Annotated in this window: 12 protein-coding genes; 10 read left to right on the forward strand and 2 right to left on the reverse strand. The window is 59.6% G+C overall.

Annotation, left to right across the window (positions count from 1 at the left end; genetic code table 11):
* The first annotated feature begins 292 nt into the window (after positions 1–292).
* Complete coding sequence (nadB, locus tag EAY64_RS17480; RefSeq protein WP_103526016.1) at positions 293–1,873, forward strand: L-aspartate oxidase; 1,581 nt, start codon at positions 293–295, stop codon at positions 1,871–1,873.
* A gap of 49 nt (positions 1,874–1,922) precedes the next feature.
* On the opposite strand, the gene EAY64_RS17485 is transcribed toward nadB, so the two are convergent.
* Complete coding sequence (locus tag EAY64_RS17485; protein ID WP_226034293.1) at positions 1,923–4,220, reverse strand: PAS domain-containing sensor histidine kinase; 2,298 nt, start codon at positions 4,218–4,220, stop codon at positions 1,923–1,925.
* 159 nt (positions 4,221–4,379) lie between these two features.
* Here EAY64_RS17485 and EAY64_RS17490 point away from each other — a divergent pair, with 159 nt between their 5' ends.
* The 6 genes from EAY64_RS17490 to EAY64_RS17515 all read left to right on the forward strand — a co-directional run bounded on the left by EAY64_RS17490 (position 4,380) and on the right by EAY64_RS17515 (position 11,168).
* Positions 4,380–5,384 carry a TRAP transporter substrate-binding protein gene (locus tag EAY64_RS17490; RefSeq protein ID WP_199052147.1) on the forward strand — a complete coding sequence of 335 codons (1,005 nt, stop codon included), beginning with the start codon at positions 4,380–4,382 and terminating at the stop codon, positions 5,382–5,384.
* Positions 5,385–5,449: 65 nt separating this feature from the next.
* Complete coding sequence (locus EAY64_RS17495; RefSeq protein ID WP_103526018.1) at positions 5,450–6,043, forward strand: TRAP transporter small permease; 594 nt, start codon at positions 5,450–5,452, stop codon at positions 6,041–6,043.
* Entirely contained in the window at positions 6,043–7,371 is a 1,329-nt protein-coding gene (locus tag EAY64_RS17500; protein ID WP_059286265.1) for a TRAP transporter large permease, read from the forward strand. The genes EAY64_RS17495 and EAY64_RS17500 overlap by 1 nt, the downstream gene beginning before the upstream one ends.
* A gap of 147 nt (positions 7,372–7,518) precedes the next feature.
* Positions 7,519–9,804 carry an NADP-dependent malic enzyme gene (locus tag EAY64_RS17505; protein ID WP_103526019.1) on the forward strand — a complete coding sequence of 762 codons (2,286 nt, stop codon included), beginning with the start codon at positions 7,519–7,521 and terminating at the stop codon, positions 9,802–9,804.
* A gap of 76 nt (positions 9,805–9,880) precedes the next feature.
* A complete protein-coding gene (locus EAY64_RS17510) occupies positions 9,881–10,132 on the forward strand; it encodes a PhaM family polyhydroxyalkanoate granule multifunctional regulatory protein (RefSeq protein WP_103526020.1) in 252 nt (83 codons plus the stop codon).
* A 115-nt stretch (positions 10,133–10,247) separates the two neighbouring features.
* Entirely contained in the window at positions 10,248–11,168 is a 921-nt protein-coding gene (locus EAY64_RS17515; protein ID WP_158604725.1) for a VirK/YbjX family protein, read from the forward strand.
* A 69-nt stretch (positions 11,169–11,237) separates the two neighbouring features.
* On the opposite strand, the gene EAY64_RS17520 is transcribed toward EAY64_RS17515, so the two are convergent.
* Positions 11,238–11,840, reverse strand: a complete 603-nt coding sequence (locus EAY64_RS17520; RefSeq protein ID WP_103526026.1) for a flavin reductase family protein — start codon at positions 11,838–11,840, stop codon at positions 11,238–11,240.
* Positions 11,841–11,988: 148 nt separating this feature from the next.
* On the opposite strand from EAY64_RS17520, the gene dnaE reads away from it, so the two are divergent.
* The 3 genes from dnaE to EAY64_RS17535 form a co-directional block, all read left to right on the forward strand.
* A complete protein-coding gene (gene dnaE / locus EAY64_RS17525) occupies positions 11,989–15,423 on the forward strand; it encodes a DNA polymerase III subunit alpha (protein WP_103526022.1) in 3,435 nt (1,144 codons plus the stop codon).
* Positions 15,424–15,650: 227 nt separating this feature from the next.
* On the forward strand, positions 15,651–17,438 hold the full coding sequence (locus tag EAY64_RS17530; protein ID WP_103526023.1) for an ABC transporter ATP-binding protein/permease: 1,788 nt from the start codon (positions 15,651–15,653) through the stop codon (positions 17,436–17,438).
* Positions 17,439–17,648: 210 nt separating this feature from the next.
* Positions 17,649–18,806: methyl-accepting chemotaxis protein (locus EAY64_RS17535; protein WP_103526024.1), on the forward strand; the 1,158-nt coding region annotated here is incomplete at its 3' end.

Below are 18,806 nucleotides of genomic sequence, written 5' to 3' on the forward strand. Positions count from 1 at the left end.
GTTTTATTACAGCTTTGCTGCGGGTGCACAGCAAGGGGGGGCTTGGCGGTTGCGCCGGGCACTGAAAACCAGCCCTGGCTGGCGCAAAAAGGTGGCCCAGATACCTTAATTGCTCACTGACTTCGCCTTCTGCGCCGCATTGGCCGTCTGGGTTCGCGGTTCATTGCGCATTGCCCAATACCGGCTTGAGCTGCCTGCATATATAGTCAACGCAGGTGCCGCCCGACGACGGTTCTGCTAATCTTGAGCCTTCTGCAAACTGCCCTACTCCGCCCTGACGGCGGCATCTGCCATGCTCAAGTTTGATGTTCTGATTATCGGTAGTGGTCTGGCCGGCATGACGCTGGCCCTGCATCTGGCTGCTACTCGCAAAGTTGGCCTGATTACCAAGCGCGATCTGCTGGAAGGCAGCTCGACCTATGCCCAGGGCGGTATCGCCGCCGTGCTGGATACTGAGGATTCGGTTGAGGAGCATATCCGCGACACGCTGATTGCCGGTGCTGGTCTATGTAATGAAGAAGCAACGCGTTTTATCGTGGAGCATTCCAAGGAGGCGATTGACTGGCTGATTGCCCTTGGCGTGCCGTTTACCCGCGATGATACCCACAAGACGGGTTATCACCTCACGCGCGAGGGCGGCCACAGCCATCGCCGCATTATCCATGCTGCCGATGCCACCGGGGCGGCCGTGACTTCTACGCTCGGCCAGAAGATCAAGGCACATCCGAATATCACGGTGCTGGAAGATTTCATTGCCATCGATCTGATCACCTCGCGCAAGCTGGGGCTGGAAGGCAAGCGCTGCTATGGCGTGTATGCACTGGACAAGACGCTGGACCAGATTGTCACCATTGCCGCCAAGCACACCATGCTGGCTTCCGGCGGTGCGGGTAAGGTTTACCTCTATACCACCAACCCAGACACCGCCACTGGCGATGGCATTGCCATGGGCTGGCGCGCTGGCTGCCGGGTGGGGAATATGGAGTTCATCCAGTTCCACCCCACCTGTCTGTATCACCCGCACACCAAGTCTTTCCTGATTTCCGAAGCGGTACGTGGAGAAGGTGGCATTCTGAAATTGCCGGATGGTACGCGCTTCATGCCGGATCACGATCCACGTGCCGAACTGGCACCGCGTGACGTGGTAGCGCGCGCCATCGACTTTGAGATGAAGAAGCATGGCCTGGACTGCGTTTATCTGGACATTTCCTACAAGCCGGCCAATTTCATCAAGGAGCACTTCCCCAATATCTACGCCCACTGCCTTGAACTGGGCATTGATATTACCCAAGAGCCGATTCCGGTGGTGCCGGCGGTGCACTTTACCTGCGGCGGCCTGGTAACCGACCTGACCGGCCATACCGATGTGGATGCCCTGTACGCGGTAGGTGAAGTGGCTTGCACTGGCCTGCATGGTGCAAATCGTCTGGCCAGCAACTCGCTGCTGGAGTGCCTGGTCATCGGCAAGGCAGCCGCCGAGGACATTCTGGCTGCACCGGACATCACCCTGCCGCCGATCCCGGACTGGGATGATAGCCAGGTGACGGACAACGACGAGGAAGTGGTGATCTCGCATAACTGGGACGAGCTGCGCCGCGCCATGTGGGACTATGTCGGCATCGTGCGTACCAACAAGCGGCTGATGCGGGCACTAAGCCGGATTCGTTTGCTGTCGGAAGAGATCAACGACTACTACAGCAACTTCCACGTGACCAACGACCTGATCGAGCTGCGCAATCTGGTACAGACTGCCGAGCTGATCGTGCGCTCGGCGCTGTTGCGCAAGGAGAGCCGTGGCCTGCATTACAGCCGCGACTATCCGGATATGCTGGAAGAAACACAGGAAACCATCCTGCAACCCAGTCAACACTAAGTTAAGTAATGACTGACGATGTGACAACGGCACCCGAGGGTGCCGTTTTTCATGTGCCATCGCTGCTGCGACGTAGCGGCAGGGTGAACCAGAATACGCAGCCCCCCGCCACCGTGGAATTGACACTGAATTCGCCACGGTGGAATTCCACAATCGACCGGCAGATATTCAGGCCTATGCCCATGCCATCCGGCTTGGTGGAATAAAACGGAGTAAACAACTCTTTCTTGATATTGTCGCTGAGGCCGGGCCCGTTATCTGCCACCTCTACCCGCCAGAACGCTGGTCCCACCGTGGTGCGCACCACGATGTGCGGCCGCCGGGTTTGTGCCTCGACCATGGCCTCGATGGCGTTCTTCATCAGATTAAGCAAGACCTGCTCGATCAACACCGGGTCCATGTCCAGCCTGCAGGCCGCCCCGTCCTGCTCGATCACCAGTTGTACCCCGGCCTTGAAAGCCATCATCTCCGCCAACCCTGCCGCCCGCGCCACCACGCGCGCAGGATCGACATTCTCCAGCTGTGGTTCGTGTTTTTTGACGAAAGCGCGGATGCTCTTGATGATCTGCCCGGCGCGCTGCGCCTGCTGGCTGATGGCGGCCACGGCTTCGCGCACGCCAGAGGGCAGCTCCAGCCGCTCCGGCAGGCGTCGCGCCAGGCCGGCCGAGTAGGTGCTGATGGCGGTGAGTGGCTGATTCAGTTCGTGCGCCAGACTGGAGGCCATCTCACCCATGGCGATCAGGCGCGAAGTGGTCTGAAAGCGCTCCTGCTGTGCCTGCGCCCGCCCTTCCCGTTCGCGCTCTTCCGTGACATCACTCAGGATCACCAGCCAGGCAGGCTCGCCACTGACCCATTCCAGCCGGCGACGGTGCATCTGGAACCATTGCGCGCCGTCTTGCAGGGTGAACTCGCTGGCCAGATCATCCTGCTCCGGCTCCTCTCGCAAGCCGGGCAACAACAGGCAGCACGGCGCATCCGGCTCATCGGCCAGCCATAGATAGGAAAAGGTGGGATTGCCGTACAGCAGCTGTCCGCTTTGCTGGCTGACCACACAGACACCAGCCTGCATGCCGTTAAGCACGGTAAGAAAGCGTTGGTGCGAAGCATTCAGCGCCAGCCGCTGGCGTTTGCGTTCGGTAATGTCAAACAAGGCAGCAATCCAGCCTCGATGGCTGCCATCACGCTCGATCAATGGTGTGGCATACAACCGCACTTCAACAAATTCGCCATTTTGGCACTGAAAGCGCAGCTCGAAGCCCTGCTCCGGCTGCATGCCATCCCTCACCGCATCCATAGCCGCATGCATTTGCTGGTGATCGGCACTGGGCCAAAAAACATGAGGTGGGCGCTGGCCCACCAGCTGTTCGGGCGCATAACCGAGCATTTCACAAAATGCCCGGTTAACCCGCAATATTTCGCCTTCCAGGCTAATGGCGACCAGGCCACTTTTCATGCAGTCCTCGATAGCCTGCCGCAGCGACACTTCGGTGGCCAGTGCATGCTCGGCACGAGAACGCTCGCGCATATGGCGGCGGATGCGCCAGATGGAGTACAGCAGCGCCGCTGCCAGCAGCATGATCAGACCGGTCAGCACCGGCAGGGTCAGCCCCAGTCCGGAACGGTAGCTGACGGCACGCAAATACACGCCGAAGCCCGGCGGATCGAAACTGGTCTGGTGGGAAATGGTACCGGGGTGTTCGGAAGGGTCGAATTTGCTGGCCAGGGTGCGACCACCAACATCGACAAAGCTGATGTAGTTCTTGGAGGCAATCCACCACGGCACCTGGCGGTGCAGCAATTGATCAAACTGGTACACCAGCCGGATGCTGCCCAGGTATTTCTCATTGGCAATGATGGGCACGGCCAGGTCGAAACGGTACTTACCATCAGCACGACGGTAGGGTTGGCCATAAGAGGCGCGACGCAAGCGCGAGGCCCGCCACACTGCGTCGAACTCGTCACCATGCAATACCTTGCCGGGAGCAACCTGCCCGTGCTGGTCGCGTATCAGCATGCCGTTCTGGTCGAACTGCTGTACCTGCAGGATCTCTGCGCTTTCGCGCATGAAGAATGCGGCCGTCGGCACGAAGCGCTCGGCCGGCATCTTGCCACCGGCAAGATCCGCCGCCACGCCCTCGGCCCACTCCTGCTGCGCCTCCATGTGCAGGCGCATCGACTGTTCCAGCCACAGCACTTCCTGGATGAGATTGTCGTGCTGCTCATCCACCCAGTCGCGATACACCAGATAAAACAGTCCCCCCAGCGCCATGACCAGGGCAATGAGAGTCAGCGAGGTGCCCAGCCATAACAGACGGGGAGAACGGCGGCGGGCAAGCAGATCGATCACGTGCATAAGCGGGTACGGGAAAACCCCAATGATGAAGTCCCCAATGGCATGTTGTTGGCGCGCCTTCTACTTTACACGGTATTAACAGCCCGCAGACAAGGGCTGTAATACAAAGCAAAAACATTCAACGCAAACGGAAACAGAAACGGAGAGACTCGCATGAAACTGAAAATTGCTGCCCTGCTGATTGGCGCTTCCTTTGGTGTAGCCGGCATGGCCCAGGCTGCTGGCGAAATCGTCATCAAGTTCAGCCACGTGGTATCGCCGGACACCCCCAAGGGCAAGGCCGCCGAATACTTCAAGAAGCTGGCGGAAGAGCGTACCCACGGCAAGGTCAAGGTTCAGGTCTACCCCAACAGCCAGCTGTACAAGGACAAGGAAGAGCTGGAAGCCCTGCAGCTGGGCGCGGTGCAGATGCTGGCCCCGTCGCTGGCCAAGTTTGGCCCGCTGGGCGTGAAGGAATTCGAAGTATTCGACCTGCCTTATGTATTCGACAACTATGACGAAGTAAACAAGGTGATGCACGGTGCCATCGGCAAGCAATTGCTGGGCAAGCTGGAAAGCAAGGGCATCAAGGGCCTGGCTTACTGGGATAACGGCTTCAAGAATTTCTCGGCCAACAAGCCGATCAAGTCGCCGGCCGACCTTAAGGGCCTGAAGATCCGTATCCAGTCGTCCAAGGTACTGGAAGAGGAAATGCGCTCGGTAGGCGCGCTGCCGCAGGTGATGGCCTTCTCCGAAGTGTACCAGGCGCTGCAAAGCGGCGTGGTGGACGGCACCGAACTGGAAGCCTCCAACCTGTACACCAGCAAGGCCTACGAAGTGCAAAAGCACCTGACGCTGACCCAGCATGGCTTCCTGGGCTATGCCGTGATCGTCAACAAGAAATTCTGGGACGGCCTGCCGGCTGACGTGCGTACCCAGCTGGATGGTGCCATCGTCGATGCGTCCAAGTACGCCAACGATATCGCCAAGAAGGAAAACGACCGCTCGCTGGCCGCCATCAAGGCTTCCGGCAAGACCCAGGTCTACACCCCGACCGCCGCTGAACGTGCGGCCTTCAAGAAAGCCATGCTGCCGGTTCACGCCAAGATGGCCGAACGCATCGGTCCGGACCTGCTGAAGGCGATCTACAAAGAAACCGACTTCCACGCCAACAACTGATCGGCCCATGCATGGAGCGTGCGTGCTGCGGCACCCACGCTCCTTTTTGCTGAAAGAGAACAATCATGCTGAAATTCCTCGATCACCTTGAGGAGTGGATGATTGCCCTGCTGATGGGAAGTGCCACCCTCATCACCTTTGCCGCAGTATTGCACCGCTACGGCTCGGGCATCGACGCTCTGCAACCTTATCTCGCCCACATCAACATGGCCTGGGCCCAGGAACTGACCATCTACCTGTTTGTGTGGATGGCCAAGTTCGGCGCTGCCTACGGCGTGCGCACCGGCATCCACGTGGGCGTGGATGTGCTGATCAACCGCCTGTCGGACAAGAACCGCGCCAAGTTCATCGTTTTCGGCCTGCTGGCTGGTGCCTTGTTTACCGGGGTCATTGCCGGACTGGGCAGTGATTTTGTCTGGGAAATCGCGCATACCGACCAGACTTCGCCTGATCTGGAAGCACCGATGTGGCTGGTTTACCTGGCCATTCCCTGCGGCTCCACCCTGATGTGCTTCCGCTTCCTGCAAGTGGCCTGGAACTTCATCAAGACCGGCAGCCTGCCCAAACATGATCACGGCCATGTCGATGGCCTGGAAGAAGGTGCAGAAGGACTGGACAATCTGCACCCGCATGACCTGAACCACGGAGGCAAGCACTAATGACCACGCTCATCATTTTCGGTCTGCTGCTGACGCTGATGCTCACCGGCATGCCGATTTCCATCTCGCTGGGTCTGACAGTACTGACCTTTCTGTTCACCATGACGGAAGTACCTATCCAGTCGGTAGCACTCAAGCTGTTTACCGGCATCGAGAAGTTCGAAATCATGGCGATTCCCTTCTTCATCCTGGCGGGTAATTTCCTGATGCACGGCGGGGTGGCCAAACGGATGATCCGCTTTGCCACTACCCTGGTGGGCCACTGGTATGGTGGCCTGGGTCTGGCCGGCGTGGTGTCCTGCGCCCTGTTTGCCGCCATTACCGGTTCGTCCGTCGCCACCGTGGTGGCCGTGGGTTCCATCATTCTGCCGGCCATGGTCAAGCAAGGTTATCCGCAGCGCTTTGGTGCCGGCGTCATCACCACCTCCGGCGCACTGGGCATTCTGTTTCCGCCGTCCATCAACCTGGTGATGTACTCCATTGCCACTGCCGGCATGGACGTGACCGGCCCGGATGGTTCGCCGGTAAGCACCGCCTCGGTCGGCCAGCTGTTCATGGCCGGCGTACTGCCCGGCCTGTGCCTGTCGGTATTGCTGGGCCTGACCACCTGGTACCGCGCCAAGAAGTTCGACTACCCGCGCCTGCCGCGCGCCAGCTGGGGCGAACGCCTGCAAGCCTTCCGTGAATGCGTGTGGGGCCTGTTGCTGATCGTGCTGGTCATCGGTGGTATTTACAGCGGCATTTTCACCCCGACCGAAGCTGCTGCCATGGCTGCCGTGTACGCCTTCATCATTGCCGTGTTCGTCTACAAGGACATGGGGCTGAAGGATGTGCCGCGCGTGCTGGTTAATGCCGCGTCGATGAGCTCGATGCTGCTGTACATCATCACCAACGCCGTGCTGTTCTCCTTCCTGATGGCATCGGAGCAGATCCCGCAAGCCATGGCCGCCTGGATGACGGCACAAGGTCTGGGCATTGTCGCCTTCCTGCTGGTGACCAACATCCTGTTGCTGGCAGCCGGCAACTTCATGGACCCGTCGGCCATCGTGCTGATCATGGCACCCATCCTGTACCCGGTGGCCGTCAAGCTGGGAGTCAACCCCATCCACTTCGGCATCCTGATCGCCGTCAACATGGAAGTCGGCATGTGCCACCCGCCGGTGGGGCTGAACCTGTACGTGGCCTCGGGCATCACCAAGATGGGCATTACCGAGCTGACCGTGGCAGTATGGCCATGGCTGCTGACCATGCTCGGCTTCCTGATCGCAGTAACATATATTCCCGGCATCTCGCTGTGGCTGCCGCGAATGTTAGGTATGATGCAGTAACAGCAGGACAGGACAAGGTACGCGGCAGGGATGAACACCCTCGCCGCGTATCTTGTCTGACAGGACCATAGCCCCAGTAGAGGGTTAGCCCTTATAATATTGAGCTAAATTCAAAACGACCATAAGAAACCACCCAGGAGTTCACGAATGGACGAGCAACTGCGCCAAGCCGCACTCGATTTCCACCAGTTCCCTCAGCCCGGCAAGATTCAAGTATCCCCGACCAAGCCGCTGGCTACCCAGCGTGATCTGGCCCTTGCCTACTCCCCCGGTGTGGCCGCCCCGTGTGACGCCATCGTGGAAGACCCGCTCAATGCCTACAAATACACCGCACGTGGCAACCTGGTAGCCGTCATCACCAATGGCACCGCCGTGCTGGGCCTGGGTAATATCGGCCCGCTGGCCGGCAAGCCGGTGATGGAAGGCAAGGGCGTGCTGTTCAAGAAGTTTGCCGGCATCGACGTTTTCGACATCGAACTGAACGAAAACGACCCGGACAAGCTGGTCGACATGATCTGTGCCATGGAGCCGACTTTCGGCGGCATCAACCTGGAAGACATCAAGGCCCCCGAGTGCTTCTACATCGAGAAGAAGTGCCGCGAGCGCATGGGCATTCCGGTCTTCCATGACGACCAGCACGGTACCGCCATCGTGGCCGCCGCTGCAGTGCTGAACTCGCTGCGCCTGGTCGACAAGGACATTGCCAATGTCCGCGTGGCCGCCTCCGGTGCCGGCGCTGCCGCCATCGCCTGCCTCGACCTGCTGGTAGCGCTGGGCGTGAAGCGCGAAAACATCACCGTCTGCGACTCCAAGGGCGTGATCTACCAGGGCCGTGACGAAAAGCTGGACGAATCCAAGCAGCGTTACGCCATTGCCGACAACGGCAAGCGCAAGCTGGCCGATGCCATGGTGGGCGTCGACATCTTCATGGGTCTGTCCGGCCCGCGTCTGGTGACCCAGGACATGGTGAAAACCATGGCGCCGCACCCGGTGATTCTGGCCATGGCCAATCCGGAACCGGAAATCCTGCCGCCGCTGGTAAAAGAAGTACGCCCGGATGCCATCATCGGCACTGGCCGTTCCGACTTCCCCAACCAGGTCAACAACGTACTGTGCTTCCCCTTCATCTTCCGTGGTGCGCTGGACGTTGGCGCCACCACCATCAATGAAGAGATGAAGCTGGCCACCGTACGCGCCATTGCCGACCTGGCCATGGCCGAACAGTCGGACGTGGTGGCTACCGCTTACGGCGACGAAGAACTGTCCTTCGGCCCGGAATACGTGATTCCCAAGCCCTTCGACCCGCGCCTGATCGTCAAGATCGCTCCGGCCGTGGCCAAGGCTGCCATGGACTCCGGCGTGGCCACCCGCCCGATCCAGGATTTCGACGCCTACGTCGATCAGCTCACCCAGTTCGTGTACAAGACCAATCTGTTCATGAAGCCGGTGTTCTCGCAAGCCAAGAAGGAAAGCAAGCGTGTCGTGCTGACCGAAGGCGAAGACGAGCGCGTGCTGCACGCCACCCAGGAAATCGTGCTGGCCGGCCTGGCCAAGCCCATCCTGATCGGCCGTCCGAGCGTGATTGAAAAGCGTATCGAAAAGCTGGGCCTGAAGATGGAGATCGGCAAGGATTTCGAGCTGGTCAACAACGAATCCGATCCGCGCTTTGCCGAATACTGGAAGGACTACTACAACCTGATGAAGCGCAAGGGCGTTTCGCAGGAACAGGCCCGTCGCCGCGTGATTGGCAACACCACGCTGATCGGCGCACTGATGGTCCGTCGCGGCGATGCCGATGCCATGATCTGTGGTACCTACGGCACCTACCGCCAGCACTTCGAAATCGTGGAAACCGTGCTCGGCTACAATAATGCCGACAAGGTGGCCGGTGCGATGAATGCGCTGATCCTGCCGACCGGCAACATCTTCATCACCGACACCTATGTCAATGCCAAGCCGGACGCCGTGCAACTGGCAGGCATCACCAAGATGGCCGCCGAAGCCATGAAGCGTTTTGGTATCGCGCCGAAGGCAGCGCTGCTGTCCAACTCCAGCTTTGGCACCATCAACGGTGAATCCGCCGACAAGATGCGCACTGCACTGGAGCTGATTCGTGAAGCCCAGCCTGACCTGGAAATCGATGGTGAAATGCAGGGCGATGCCGCCCTGGTGGAAGCCATCCGCACCCAGGCCATGCCGGAAACCACGCTGAAGGGTTCGGCCAACCTGCTGATCATGCCTAATGTGGAAGCCGCCAACATCAGCTACAACCTGCTGCGTGTATCGGCCTCCGACGGCGTGACCATCGGCCCCATCCTGATGGGCATGACCAAGCCGGTGCACATCCTGACCCCGATCTCCTCGGTACGTCGCATCGTCAACATGGTGGCCCTGGCCGCCGTGGATGCACAGGTAGCAGCCAGCAACAGCTAAGCTATCGGCTTTGGTCTTATACTGAACGGGCAAGCAAGAGCTTGCCCGTTTTTTTATATGACAAGGAGAGCCAGCCATGAGCGCCGATTTCAATCCCGCTGATCCATTCGCCATGTTCCGCCAGTTCTGGCAAACTGCCACCCCGGCCAGTGCCCAGCCTTTCCTGCCGCCAATGAGCGAGGAGGAAATCGACCGCAAACTGGCTGAACTGCGCGTGGTGGAAGGCTGGCTCACCATGAATCTGGGCATGCTGTCCATGCAAATGAAAACCCTGGAAATGCAGCGCGCGGCCATGGTGGCACTGAAACCGCGCGAGGAAAAAAAATAAACCAGCGCGCCCGTCACAAACGGTCATCACCCAGGGACAAGCCGGCCAAAGACGCCGGCTCCCGGATCAACAATAATGCTGCTCCGTGCATGAACGGCTTTTAGAAGAACTCTGCGTGAAAACAATCGAATCAGCTTCGGGACCACACCCCCTACGCCTGCTAGGCGAACTGGCCAGCGGAACATTCTCCCGCCGCGACTATCTGGACGAAGGCAAAAACCGCATCAAGCTGGCACTGCGCACCCTGCTGACCCTGCCAGCCAGCTACCGCTGGCTGGGTTTTCTCGCCAGCCAACCATTAATGCTCGACTATCTGCGGCTGGCCCCGCGCCTGGCACAAAAACTGCACCGCCCTTATCTGCACCGGGGACTGGGCAATGCCGCCAAGGCCGACATGCTGCAGCAACACTACAGCCAGGTACTGCAACTGCCCGCCAGCTTGCGCGGTAAACTGCTGTCGCTGGAAAACCTCAAGCTGGCCAGCGTCAGCGGCAAGGACGACAGCCAGTTTGGCTGGGTGCTGGGGCACAACCACACCTTCGACAAGGAAGGCGAACTGTCACTGCAGTTCATTGACAACCAGCAGGTGGCGCTGGCCACGCTCACCTTCACCCTGTGTCAGTACCAGGGCCAGAGCGTGGCGCTGGTTGGCGGCCTGCAAGGGCCGCGCAAGGAGTTTGGCCACGAATGCATCCGCACGGCAACCAAGGCCTGCCACGGCCTGTTCCCCAAACGGCTGGCGCTGGAGGCACTCACCGTTATTGCCCGTGAAATGGGTTGCCAGCAAGTACTGGCCGTATGCAAAGACAGCCATATCTACAGCTCATGGCGCTATCGACGCGACTTTCAGGCAGATTACGACAGCTTCTGGCTGGATATCGGTGCCGAGAAAATCAATACCGAATACTTCCGCATCCCCTTCCCCATTCCGCGCAAGCCAATGGAGGAAATCGCCAGCAAGAAACGTAGCGAATACAACCGCCGCTATGCCTTGCTGGACGAGATGGCCAGCCAGATCGAGCAGTCGCTGCACTGACACTAGCCACACCACCCATAAAAAAAGCAGCCTTGCGCTGCTTTTTTGCTTGCTGGCACCTGGCCATGCTCAAGGGCGAGCCAGCGCAAAGTCCTCATGCACCAGGGTGTAGCCGTCACCCGCCAGTTTGCCAATGGGATGCAGTGCCTGCACGTCAATCCGGCCTTCGTGGTACACCGCTTCATCCACATGCAGGTGACGTATCTCACCCAGCACCAATGTGCTGCCACCAGCCCCATGCCCCAGGTCAAGACAGCTGTGTAGCACGCACTCGTAGCGTACCGGCGAGCGTGCCACGCCTGGCGCTTTCACCTGCTTGCTGCGCACTTTTTCCAGCCCGGCCAGATCAAACTCGTCCACTTCCGCCGGATAGGCCGCGCAGGACTGGTTCATTTCCTCCACCAGTTGCTGATTGACGATATTCACCACGAACTCGCCGGTGGCGCGGATATTGGCCAGACTGTCCTTGTCGCTGCCATCCGGCTTTTTCAGGATGGTCACCGCCAGCATGGGCGGATTGAGCCCGGCGACGGTGAAAAAGGAGAAAGGTGCCAGATTGGCCACCCCTAGCAAATCCTGGGTACTGAGCCAGGCAATGGGACGCGGCAGCACGCTGCCAGTCAGCAATTTATACAGGCTGGTGCCGTCCAGCTCCCTGACATCACAATCCATCTCTGTCACCGTTTGGCTGATCTGCAATGCCACCATTCTAATGCTGCATCGCAGCACAAGAAAAGGCCAAATGGTAAGCGCTGACGGCAGCGACGATATTCTTGCCGCGCGCATGGTGCAGATGCGCCGCTGCCGGTAAAATGCCGGGATGAACGCACCCCGCTTTATCCATCTTCGCCTCCACTCGGAGTTTTCCATCACCGACGGTATTGTCCGGCTGGACGACGCGGTAAAACGCGCCCAGAAAGACAATATGCCTGCCATGGGCATGTCAGACCTGATGAATCTGTTCGGCATGGTCAAGTTCTACAAGGCCTGCCGCAGCAAGGGCATCAAGCCCATTGTCTCGGCCGATATCTGGCTGGAAAACGAAGAAGACCGCGACAAGCCTACCCGCCTGCTGCTGACGGTGAAAAACCGCGAAGGCTACCGCCGCCTGTGCGAGCTGCTGACCCAGGCTTTTACTCATAACCAGTACCGTGGCCGTGCCGAAATCAAGCGCGCCTGGCTGGAACAGGGTGACAACAGCAATCTCTTGTGTCTCTCCGGTGCGCATATGGGCGACGTGGGGGTGGCACTGGGCATGGGCCAGCGCGAGGAAGCCATGCGCCGGGCGCAATACTGGGAAAGCCTGTTCCCCGGCAGCTTCTATCTGGAAATCCAGCGCGTGGACAACCCGCAGGTGGAAAGCGTGCTGCAAGCCACGCTGTGGCTGGCCGGCGAGACCGGACTGCCGGTGGTAGCCACCCATCCCATCCAGTTTCTCGACCCGGACGACTTCAAGGCGCACGAGGCACGGGTGTGCATTGCCGAAGGCTACACGCTGGGCGACAAGCGCCGTCCGCGCAATTTCTCCGAATGCCAGCATTTCCTCACCACCGAGCAGATGCTGGAACGCTTTGCCGACATCCCGGAAGCGCTGGAAAACACGGTGGAAATCGCCAAGCGCTGCAATATTTCGGTGGTGCTGGGCAAGAACTACCTGCCGCTATTCCCCACCCCGGAAGGCATGACGCTGGACGACTTCCTGGTGTACGAAGCCAAGCGCGGGCTGGAGATGCGGCTGGAGCAGCTTTACCCCGACCCGGACGAACGACTGGCGCGTCGTCCGGAATACGATGCCCGGCTCAAGTTCGAGTGCGACACCATCATCCAGATGGGCTTTCCCGGCTACTTTCTCATCGTGGCCGACTTTATCCAGTGGGGTAAGGGCAATGGCTGCCCGGTGGGCCCGGGGCGGGGTTCCGGTGCCGGCTCGCTGGTGGCTTACAGCCTGAGCATTACCGATCTGGACCCCTTGCGTTACGCCCTGCTGTTCGAGCGTTTCCTCAATCCGGAACGGGTATCCATGCCCGACTTCGACGTGGACTTCTGTCAGGAAAACCGCTGGCGCGTCATCGAATATACCCGGCAGAAATACGGCGAAGAGGCGGTCAGCCAGATCGCCACCTTTGGCACCATGTCATCCAAGTCGGTGATTCGCGACGTAGGCCGGGTGCTGGACCTGCCCTTCGGCCTGTGCGACCGCCTGTCCAAGCTGATTCCGCTGGAGGCTAACAAGCCGCTGGGCCTGGAAAAGGCCATGGAGGTGGAGCCGCAGATCGGTGAAGTGATCGAATCCGAAGGCGCGGGTGAGCTGATCGAACTGGCGATGAAGCTGGAAGACCTCACCCGCGGCATCGGCATGCACGCCGGTGGCGTGCTGATTGCTCCTGGCCGGCTGACCGACTTCTGCCCGCTATACATTGCCAGTGCCGACGGCGCTTCGCCGGTGTCGCAGTTCGACAAGGACGACGTGGAGCAAATCGGCCTGGTGAAGTTCGACTTCCTGGGTTTGCGCAACCTCACCATCATCGAATTGGCCCAGCGCTACATCAAGCAGGTGAGCAACCAGGACGTGGACGTTGCCCATTTGCCGCTGGACGACGCCGACGCCTACAAGATCTTTGCCAGCGCCAATACCACCGGCGTGTTCCAGTTTGAATCCTCCGGCATGAAAAAAATGCTGGTGGAAGCCAAGCCCAGCAAGTTCGAAGAAATTATTGCCTTCGTGGCGCTGTACCGTCCGGGTCCGATGGACCTGATTCCCGACTTCATCCAGCGTATGCACGGCGCCAAGTTCGAATACCTGCACCCGCTCTTGGAGCCGGTGCTGGCACCGACTTACGGCATCATGGTGTATCAGGAACAGGTGATGCAGTCCGCCCAGGTGATTGGCGGCTACTCGCTGGGCGGTGCCGACTTGCTGCGCCGCGCCATGGGTAAGAAGAAAGTCGAAGAAATGGTGGCGCAGCGCGCCATGTTCGTCGAGGGTGCCGCCAAGCAGGACATTCCGGAATCCAAGGCCAACGAAATCTTCGACTACATGGAGAAGTTCGCCGGCTACGGCTTCAACAAGTCGCACGCTGCGGCCTATGCGCTGGTGGCCTACCACACCGCCTGGCTCAAGGCCCACCACTGCGCTGCCTATATGGCGGCCACCATGTCCACCGAACTGGACAATACCGACCAGCTCAAGGTGTTCTACGACGACGCCACCGACGCCAAGAACGGCCTGCGTTTCCTGCCGCCGGATGTCAATCACAGCCATTACCGCTTCGTGCCGGTCAGCCGCCAGGAAATCCGCTATGCCCTGGGGGCGATCAAGGGCAGCGGTGAATCTGCCGTTGACCATATCGTGGCGGTACGCGAAGCCAGCGGCCCTTACACCAGCTTGTTTGACTTCTGCCAGCGTACCGACAAGAAGCTGGTCAACAAGCGGGTGATCGAGGCGCTGATCCGTGCCGGTGCCTTTGACAGCATCGAAGCCAACCGCGCCAAGCTGTTTGCCAATGTCGGTCTGGCGATGGAAGCCGCCGATCAGGCCCACGCCAACATCAATCAGGGCGGCCTGTTCGACATGTTTGGTGATGATGTCGCGCCGGCAGTGGAAATGGTGGAAACCCGCCCCTGGAGCGACGCGGTCAAGCTGGCGGAAGAAAAAGTCGCCATCGGCTTTTACCTGTCCGGTCACCCCTTTGCTGCTTACGCCCAGGAAGTACGCGCCTTCATCAAAACCACGCTGTCACGCCTTAGCCCACGCAAGGAGCCGCAACTGCTGGCCGGCTTCGTCACCGGCATCCGCGTCAAGATGGGCAATCGCGGCAAGATGGCCTTTGTCGAGCTGGACGATGGCAGCAGCAAGCGCGAAATCAGCCTGTTTGGCGACAGTTATGAAAGCAACCGCAACCGGCTGAAGGAAGACATCGTACTGGTGGTACAGGGCAAGGTAACGGAAGACGCCTTCTCCGGTGGCCTGCGCATCATGGCCGACCACCTGTACGATCTGGGCGAGGCACGCAGCCGCTTTGCCCGTGGTCTGTCCTTGCAGATGAATGGCAATGCCGATGTCGGCAAGCTGAAAAACCTGCTTGGTCCTTACCGCGACGAGGAAAACGGCTGCCTGGTGCGCATCAGCTACAGCAATGCCCAGGCCCGTGGCGATGTCGCCCTGCCACAAGCTTGGGGCGTGCGGCTGGATGACGGCCTGCTGCTGGCCTTGCAGGACTGGCTGGGAGAAAAGTCGGTCAAACTGCTGTGGTAAGCCGCTGATCCTGCCACAGGCCACGGCCTGCACGACCGTGGCCTGTCAGGCGCGGCAACAGGATTTCAACACTTTTACTGCTGTCGCAATTGGCTTGCTGCCGACTGCCACGTATGCTTGCCCGGCAGGACCTTGCGCCTGCGCCGATATTTTCCCGGCAGATAGCTTCTCGCCGGCCCGGTGGCGGCGAATCTGGTCTGCCCTGTCTGGTACAACACTGGAAACATATGAACTGGAACGAGGAACTGAGCCGTAGCCTGCTGTGGGTGGCCAAGGCTTACGGCATTACCTGCCTGTTGTTTGTGCTGGCCGTGTGGGCGCTGGTACGGCTCACCAGCTGGGGGCGGCAATTCTGGCAGCTCAGCGGTAGCTATTTCAGCTTGCGGCGCAGCGCCAAACCGCTGCTGGGCTTGGCCTTGATCCTGTTGCTGACCCTGGCAGGCGTGCGGCTGGATGTGGTGCTGTCCAACTGGAGCAACGGGCTGTACAACTCATTGCAGCAGCTCAATGAAAGCCTGTTCTGGAGCTTTGTCCGCATCTTCTGCATCCTGGCCAGCATCCATGTACTGCGCAGCCTGTTCAGTTTTTACGTCAACCAGAGCTTCTCCATCCACTGGCGCGCCTGGCTGAACGAGCAATTGCTGCAAAAACTGCTGCAGAACGATTCCTTCTACCGCCTGCAATACCTGCCGCAACACAGTGACAACCCCGACCAGCGTATCCAGCAGGACGTGACCAGCTTTGTCAGCAACTCGCTGGGGCTGTCGATGGGCGTGGTCGGCTCGCTGGTTTCCACCCTGGCCTATACGCTGATCCTGTGGAACCTGTCCGGCCCGCTGCACCTGCTGGGGGTGGATATCCCGCGCGCCATGGTGTTTGCCGTGTTCCTGTACGTGCTGATCGCCACGGTGCTGGCGGTGAAGATAGGCCGGCCGCTGGTGCGCCTGAACTTTCTCAACGAACAGTACAACGCCAATTACCGTTACCTGCTGGTGCGACTGCTGGAATACGCGGAAAGCATCGCTTTCTACGCGGGTGAAAAAGTGGAAGGCATGCTGCTGCGCAGCCGCTTCGGCCAGATCATCCACAACAACTGGCGCATCGTGTTCCGGTCGCTGAAATTCCAGGGTTTCAACCTGATCGTCAGCCAGACTGCCGTGGTGTTTCCATTGATCGTGCAGGCACACCGCTTTTTCTCCAAGCAGATTACCCTGGGCGACCTGATGCAGACTTCGCAGGCATTTGGCACCCTGCACGACAATCTGTCCTTCTTCCGCAATGCCTACGACGACTTTGCCGGCTACCGCGCGGTACTGAACCGTCTGTCCGGCTATTGCGACTCGATGCAGGAAGCCGCCGCCTTGCCGCGCCCGGATATCCGCAGCGACGGCACCCGACTGGCGCTGGAAAACTTCAGCCTGCAAGCCCCGGATGGCCGCTCATTACTGGAGCAGGTCAATCTGGACATCGCCAGCGGCAGTGCCCTGCTGATCCGTGGTGCTTCCGGCAGTGGCAAGACCACCCTGCTGCGTAGCCTGGCCGGGCTGTGGCCCTATAGCAGCGGGCAGATCATCCGCCCGCTGCAGGGACTGATGTTCCTGTCGCAAAAACCCTATCTGCCCGGTGGCACCCTGCGCGATGCGCTGTATTACCCGGCCAGCCCGCCAGCGGCGGATGGAGAGGATGCCGCCAGCGTGCTGCAAGCGGTGCAGCTGGGTCATCTGCAGGCACGGCTGGATGAACAACGCGACTGGAGCCAGACCCTGTCGCTGGGCGAACAGCAGCGGCTGGCCTTTGGCCGCTTGTTGCTGAACAAACCGGCCATCGCCTTTCTCGACGAAGCCAGTTCGGCGCTGGATGAGGGGCTGGAAGACGCCATGTACCGCCTGCTGCGTCAGCAGTTGCCCGCCACCACCGTCATCAGTGTGGGGCATCGCAGCAGCCTGTTGCAGCACCATGGGCTGCAATTGCAAATCCTGGGAAATAGCCGCTGGCAATTGGGCAGCACCCAGTAAATCCTGCAGAAGCCGGCAAACATCCAGGACCGCACCGCCAAGGCCGTGCGGTCTTTTTTGTGCCCTATCTTGGCTTGCTCAAGCCAGCTCATTCAATGTGATTGAAATAGCCCTACCAACGTCATGAATTGATGCTATACGTATAGTTACGTAGAAAAAATACACGCCAGTTGCCATAGCAAGCGGCCCTTAACCTACAAGGACATTCCCATGACCATCATCAGACGCCTCATGCTGACCCTGGCCATCGCTCTCATTGCCCTGTTGATCGTGGGTGGCTTTGGTGCCTACCAGCAAAAACAGGCCAGCAACCGTTTTGAAGACACCATCAGTAACCTGGCACCCAGCGTGCGCGACCTGAACGGCATGGTTTATGCCTTCATGGATATCAAGAATGCCATTACCAAGCATTCGGTTTCACATACTCCAGGCGAAAAAGCGGCGGCAGAAGCCATGTCCGGTGAGGCCGACAAAAAACTGGAAGACCTGCTCAACGACTACGAGAAAAACCTGATTTCGGACGATCACGACCGCCAGCTGCTGCAGGACGACAAGGCCAAGCTGGCCGCTTATCGTGCCGAACGCAGCAAATTTTTCGAGTTGTCCCGCAGTGGCAAGGATGATCTGGCCGATGCCATGCTGCGCGACGGCCCCTTGTCCATCGCCGGCATAGAATTGCGCAAGGCCTTTATTGCCCACACCGAGTACAACCTCAAACTGGCCTTCGACACGCTGGAAACCAACAAGGCTGCCTACAACAGCGCCTTGCTGCAAACCGGTGGCGTGATTGCTGTTGTCCTGCTGCTGGTGCTGTACATGGGCGTGGTACTGTTCCGTACCATCAGCCGTGGCCTGACGTCCATCCAGTCCACCATGCAGCAGGTCAGCCAGTCGCTGGACTTCACCCAGCGCGCACCGGTGGTGGGCAAGGACGAAATCAGCCTGACCGCTACCGCATTCAACGGCCTGCTGGATGGGTTGCAACGCAATCTGAAATCGATACTGGATGGCGCACGCTCGGTGGCCGATGCCTCGCAAGGGCTGGCGCAGACCGCTACCCAGGTGGCCGCTGCCGCAGACTCGCAGTCGGCCTCTTCCGCCAGCATGGCAGCCACCATCGAACAGATGACCGTCAGCATCAACCACGTGGCCAGTCGTGCCGGCGAGTCGCGCGATCTGGCCCACAATGCCGGCACGCTGGCCCAGCAGGGGTCCAGCACCATTTCGCAAACCATCAGCGATATCCGCGAAATTTCCCACGCAGTGGATAGTGCCGCCGGCAGCATCCGCGAACTGGACACCTACAGCGCCCAGGTGGATACCGTGGTGGGGGTGATCAAGGACATTGCCGACCAGACCAATCTGCTG

Source organism: Aquitalea palustris (assembly GCF_003693445.1).
Classification (GTDB): domain Bacteria; phylum Pseudomonadota; class Gammaproteobacteria; order Burkholderiales; family Chromobacteriaceae; genus Aquitalea; species Aquitalea palustris.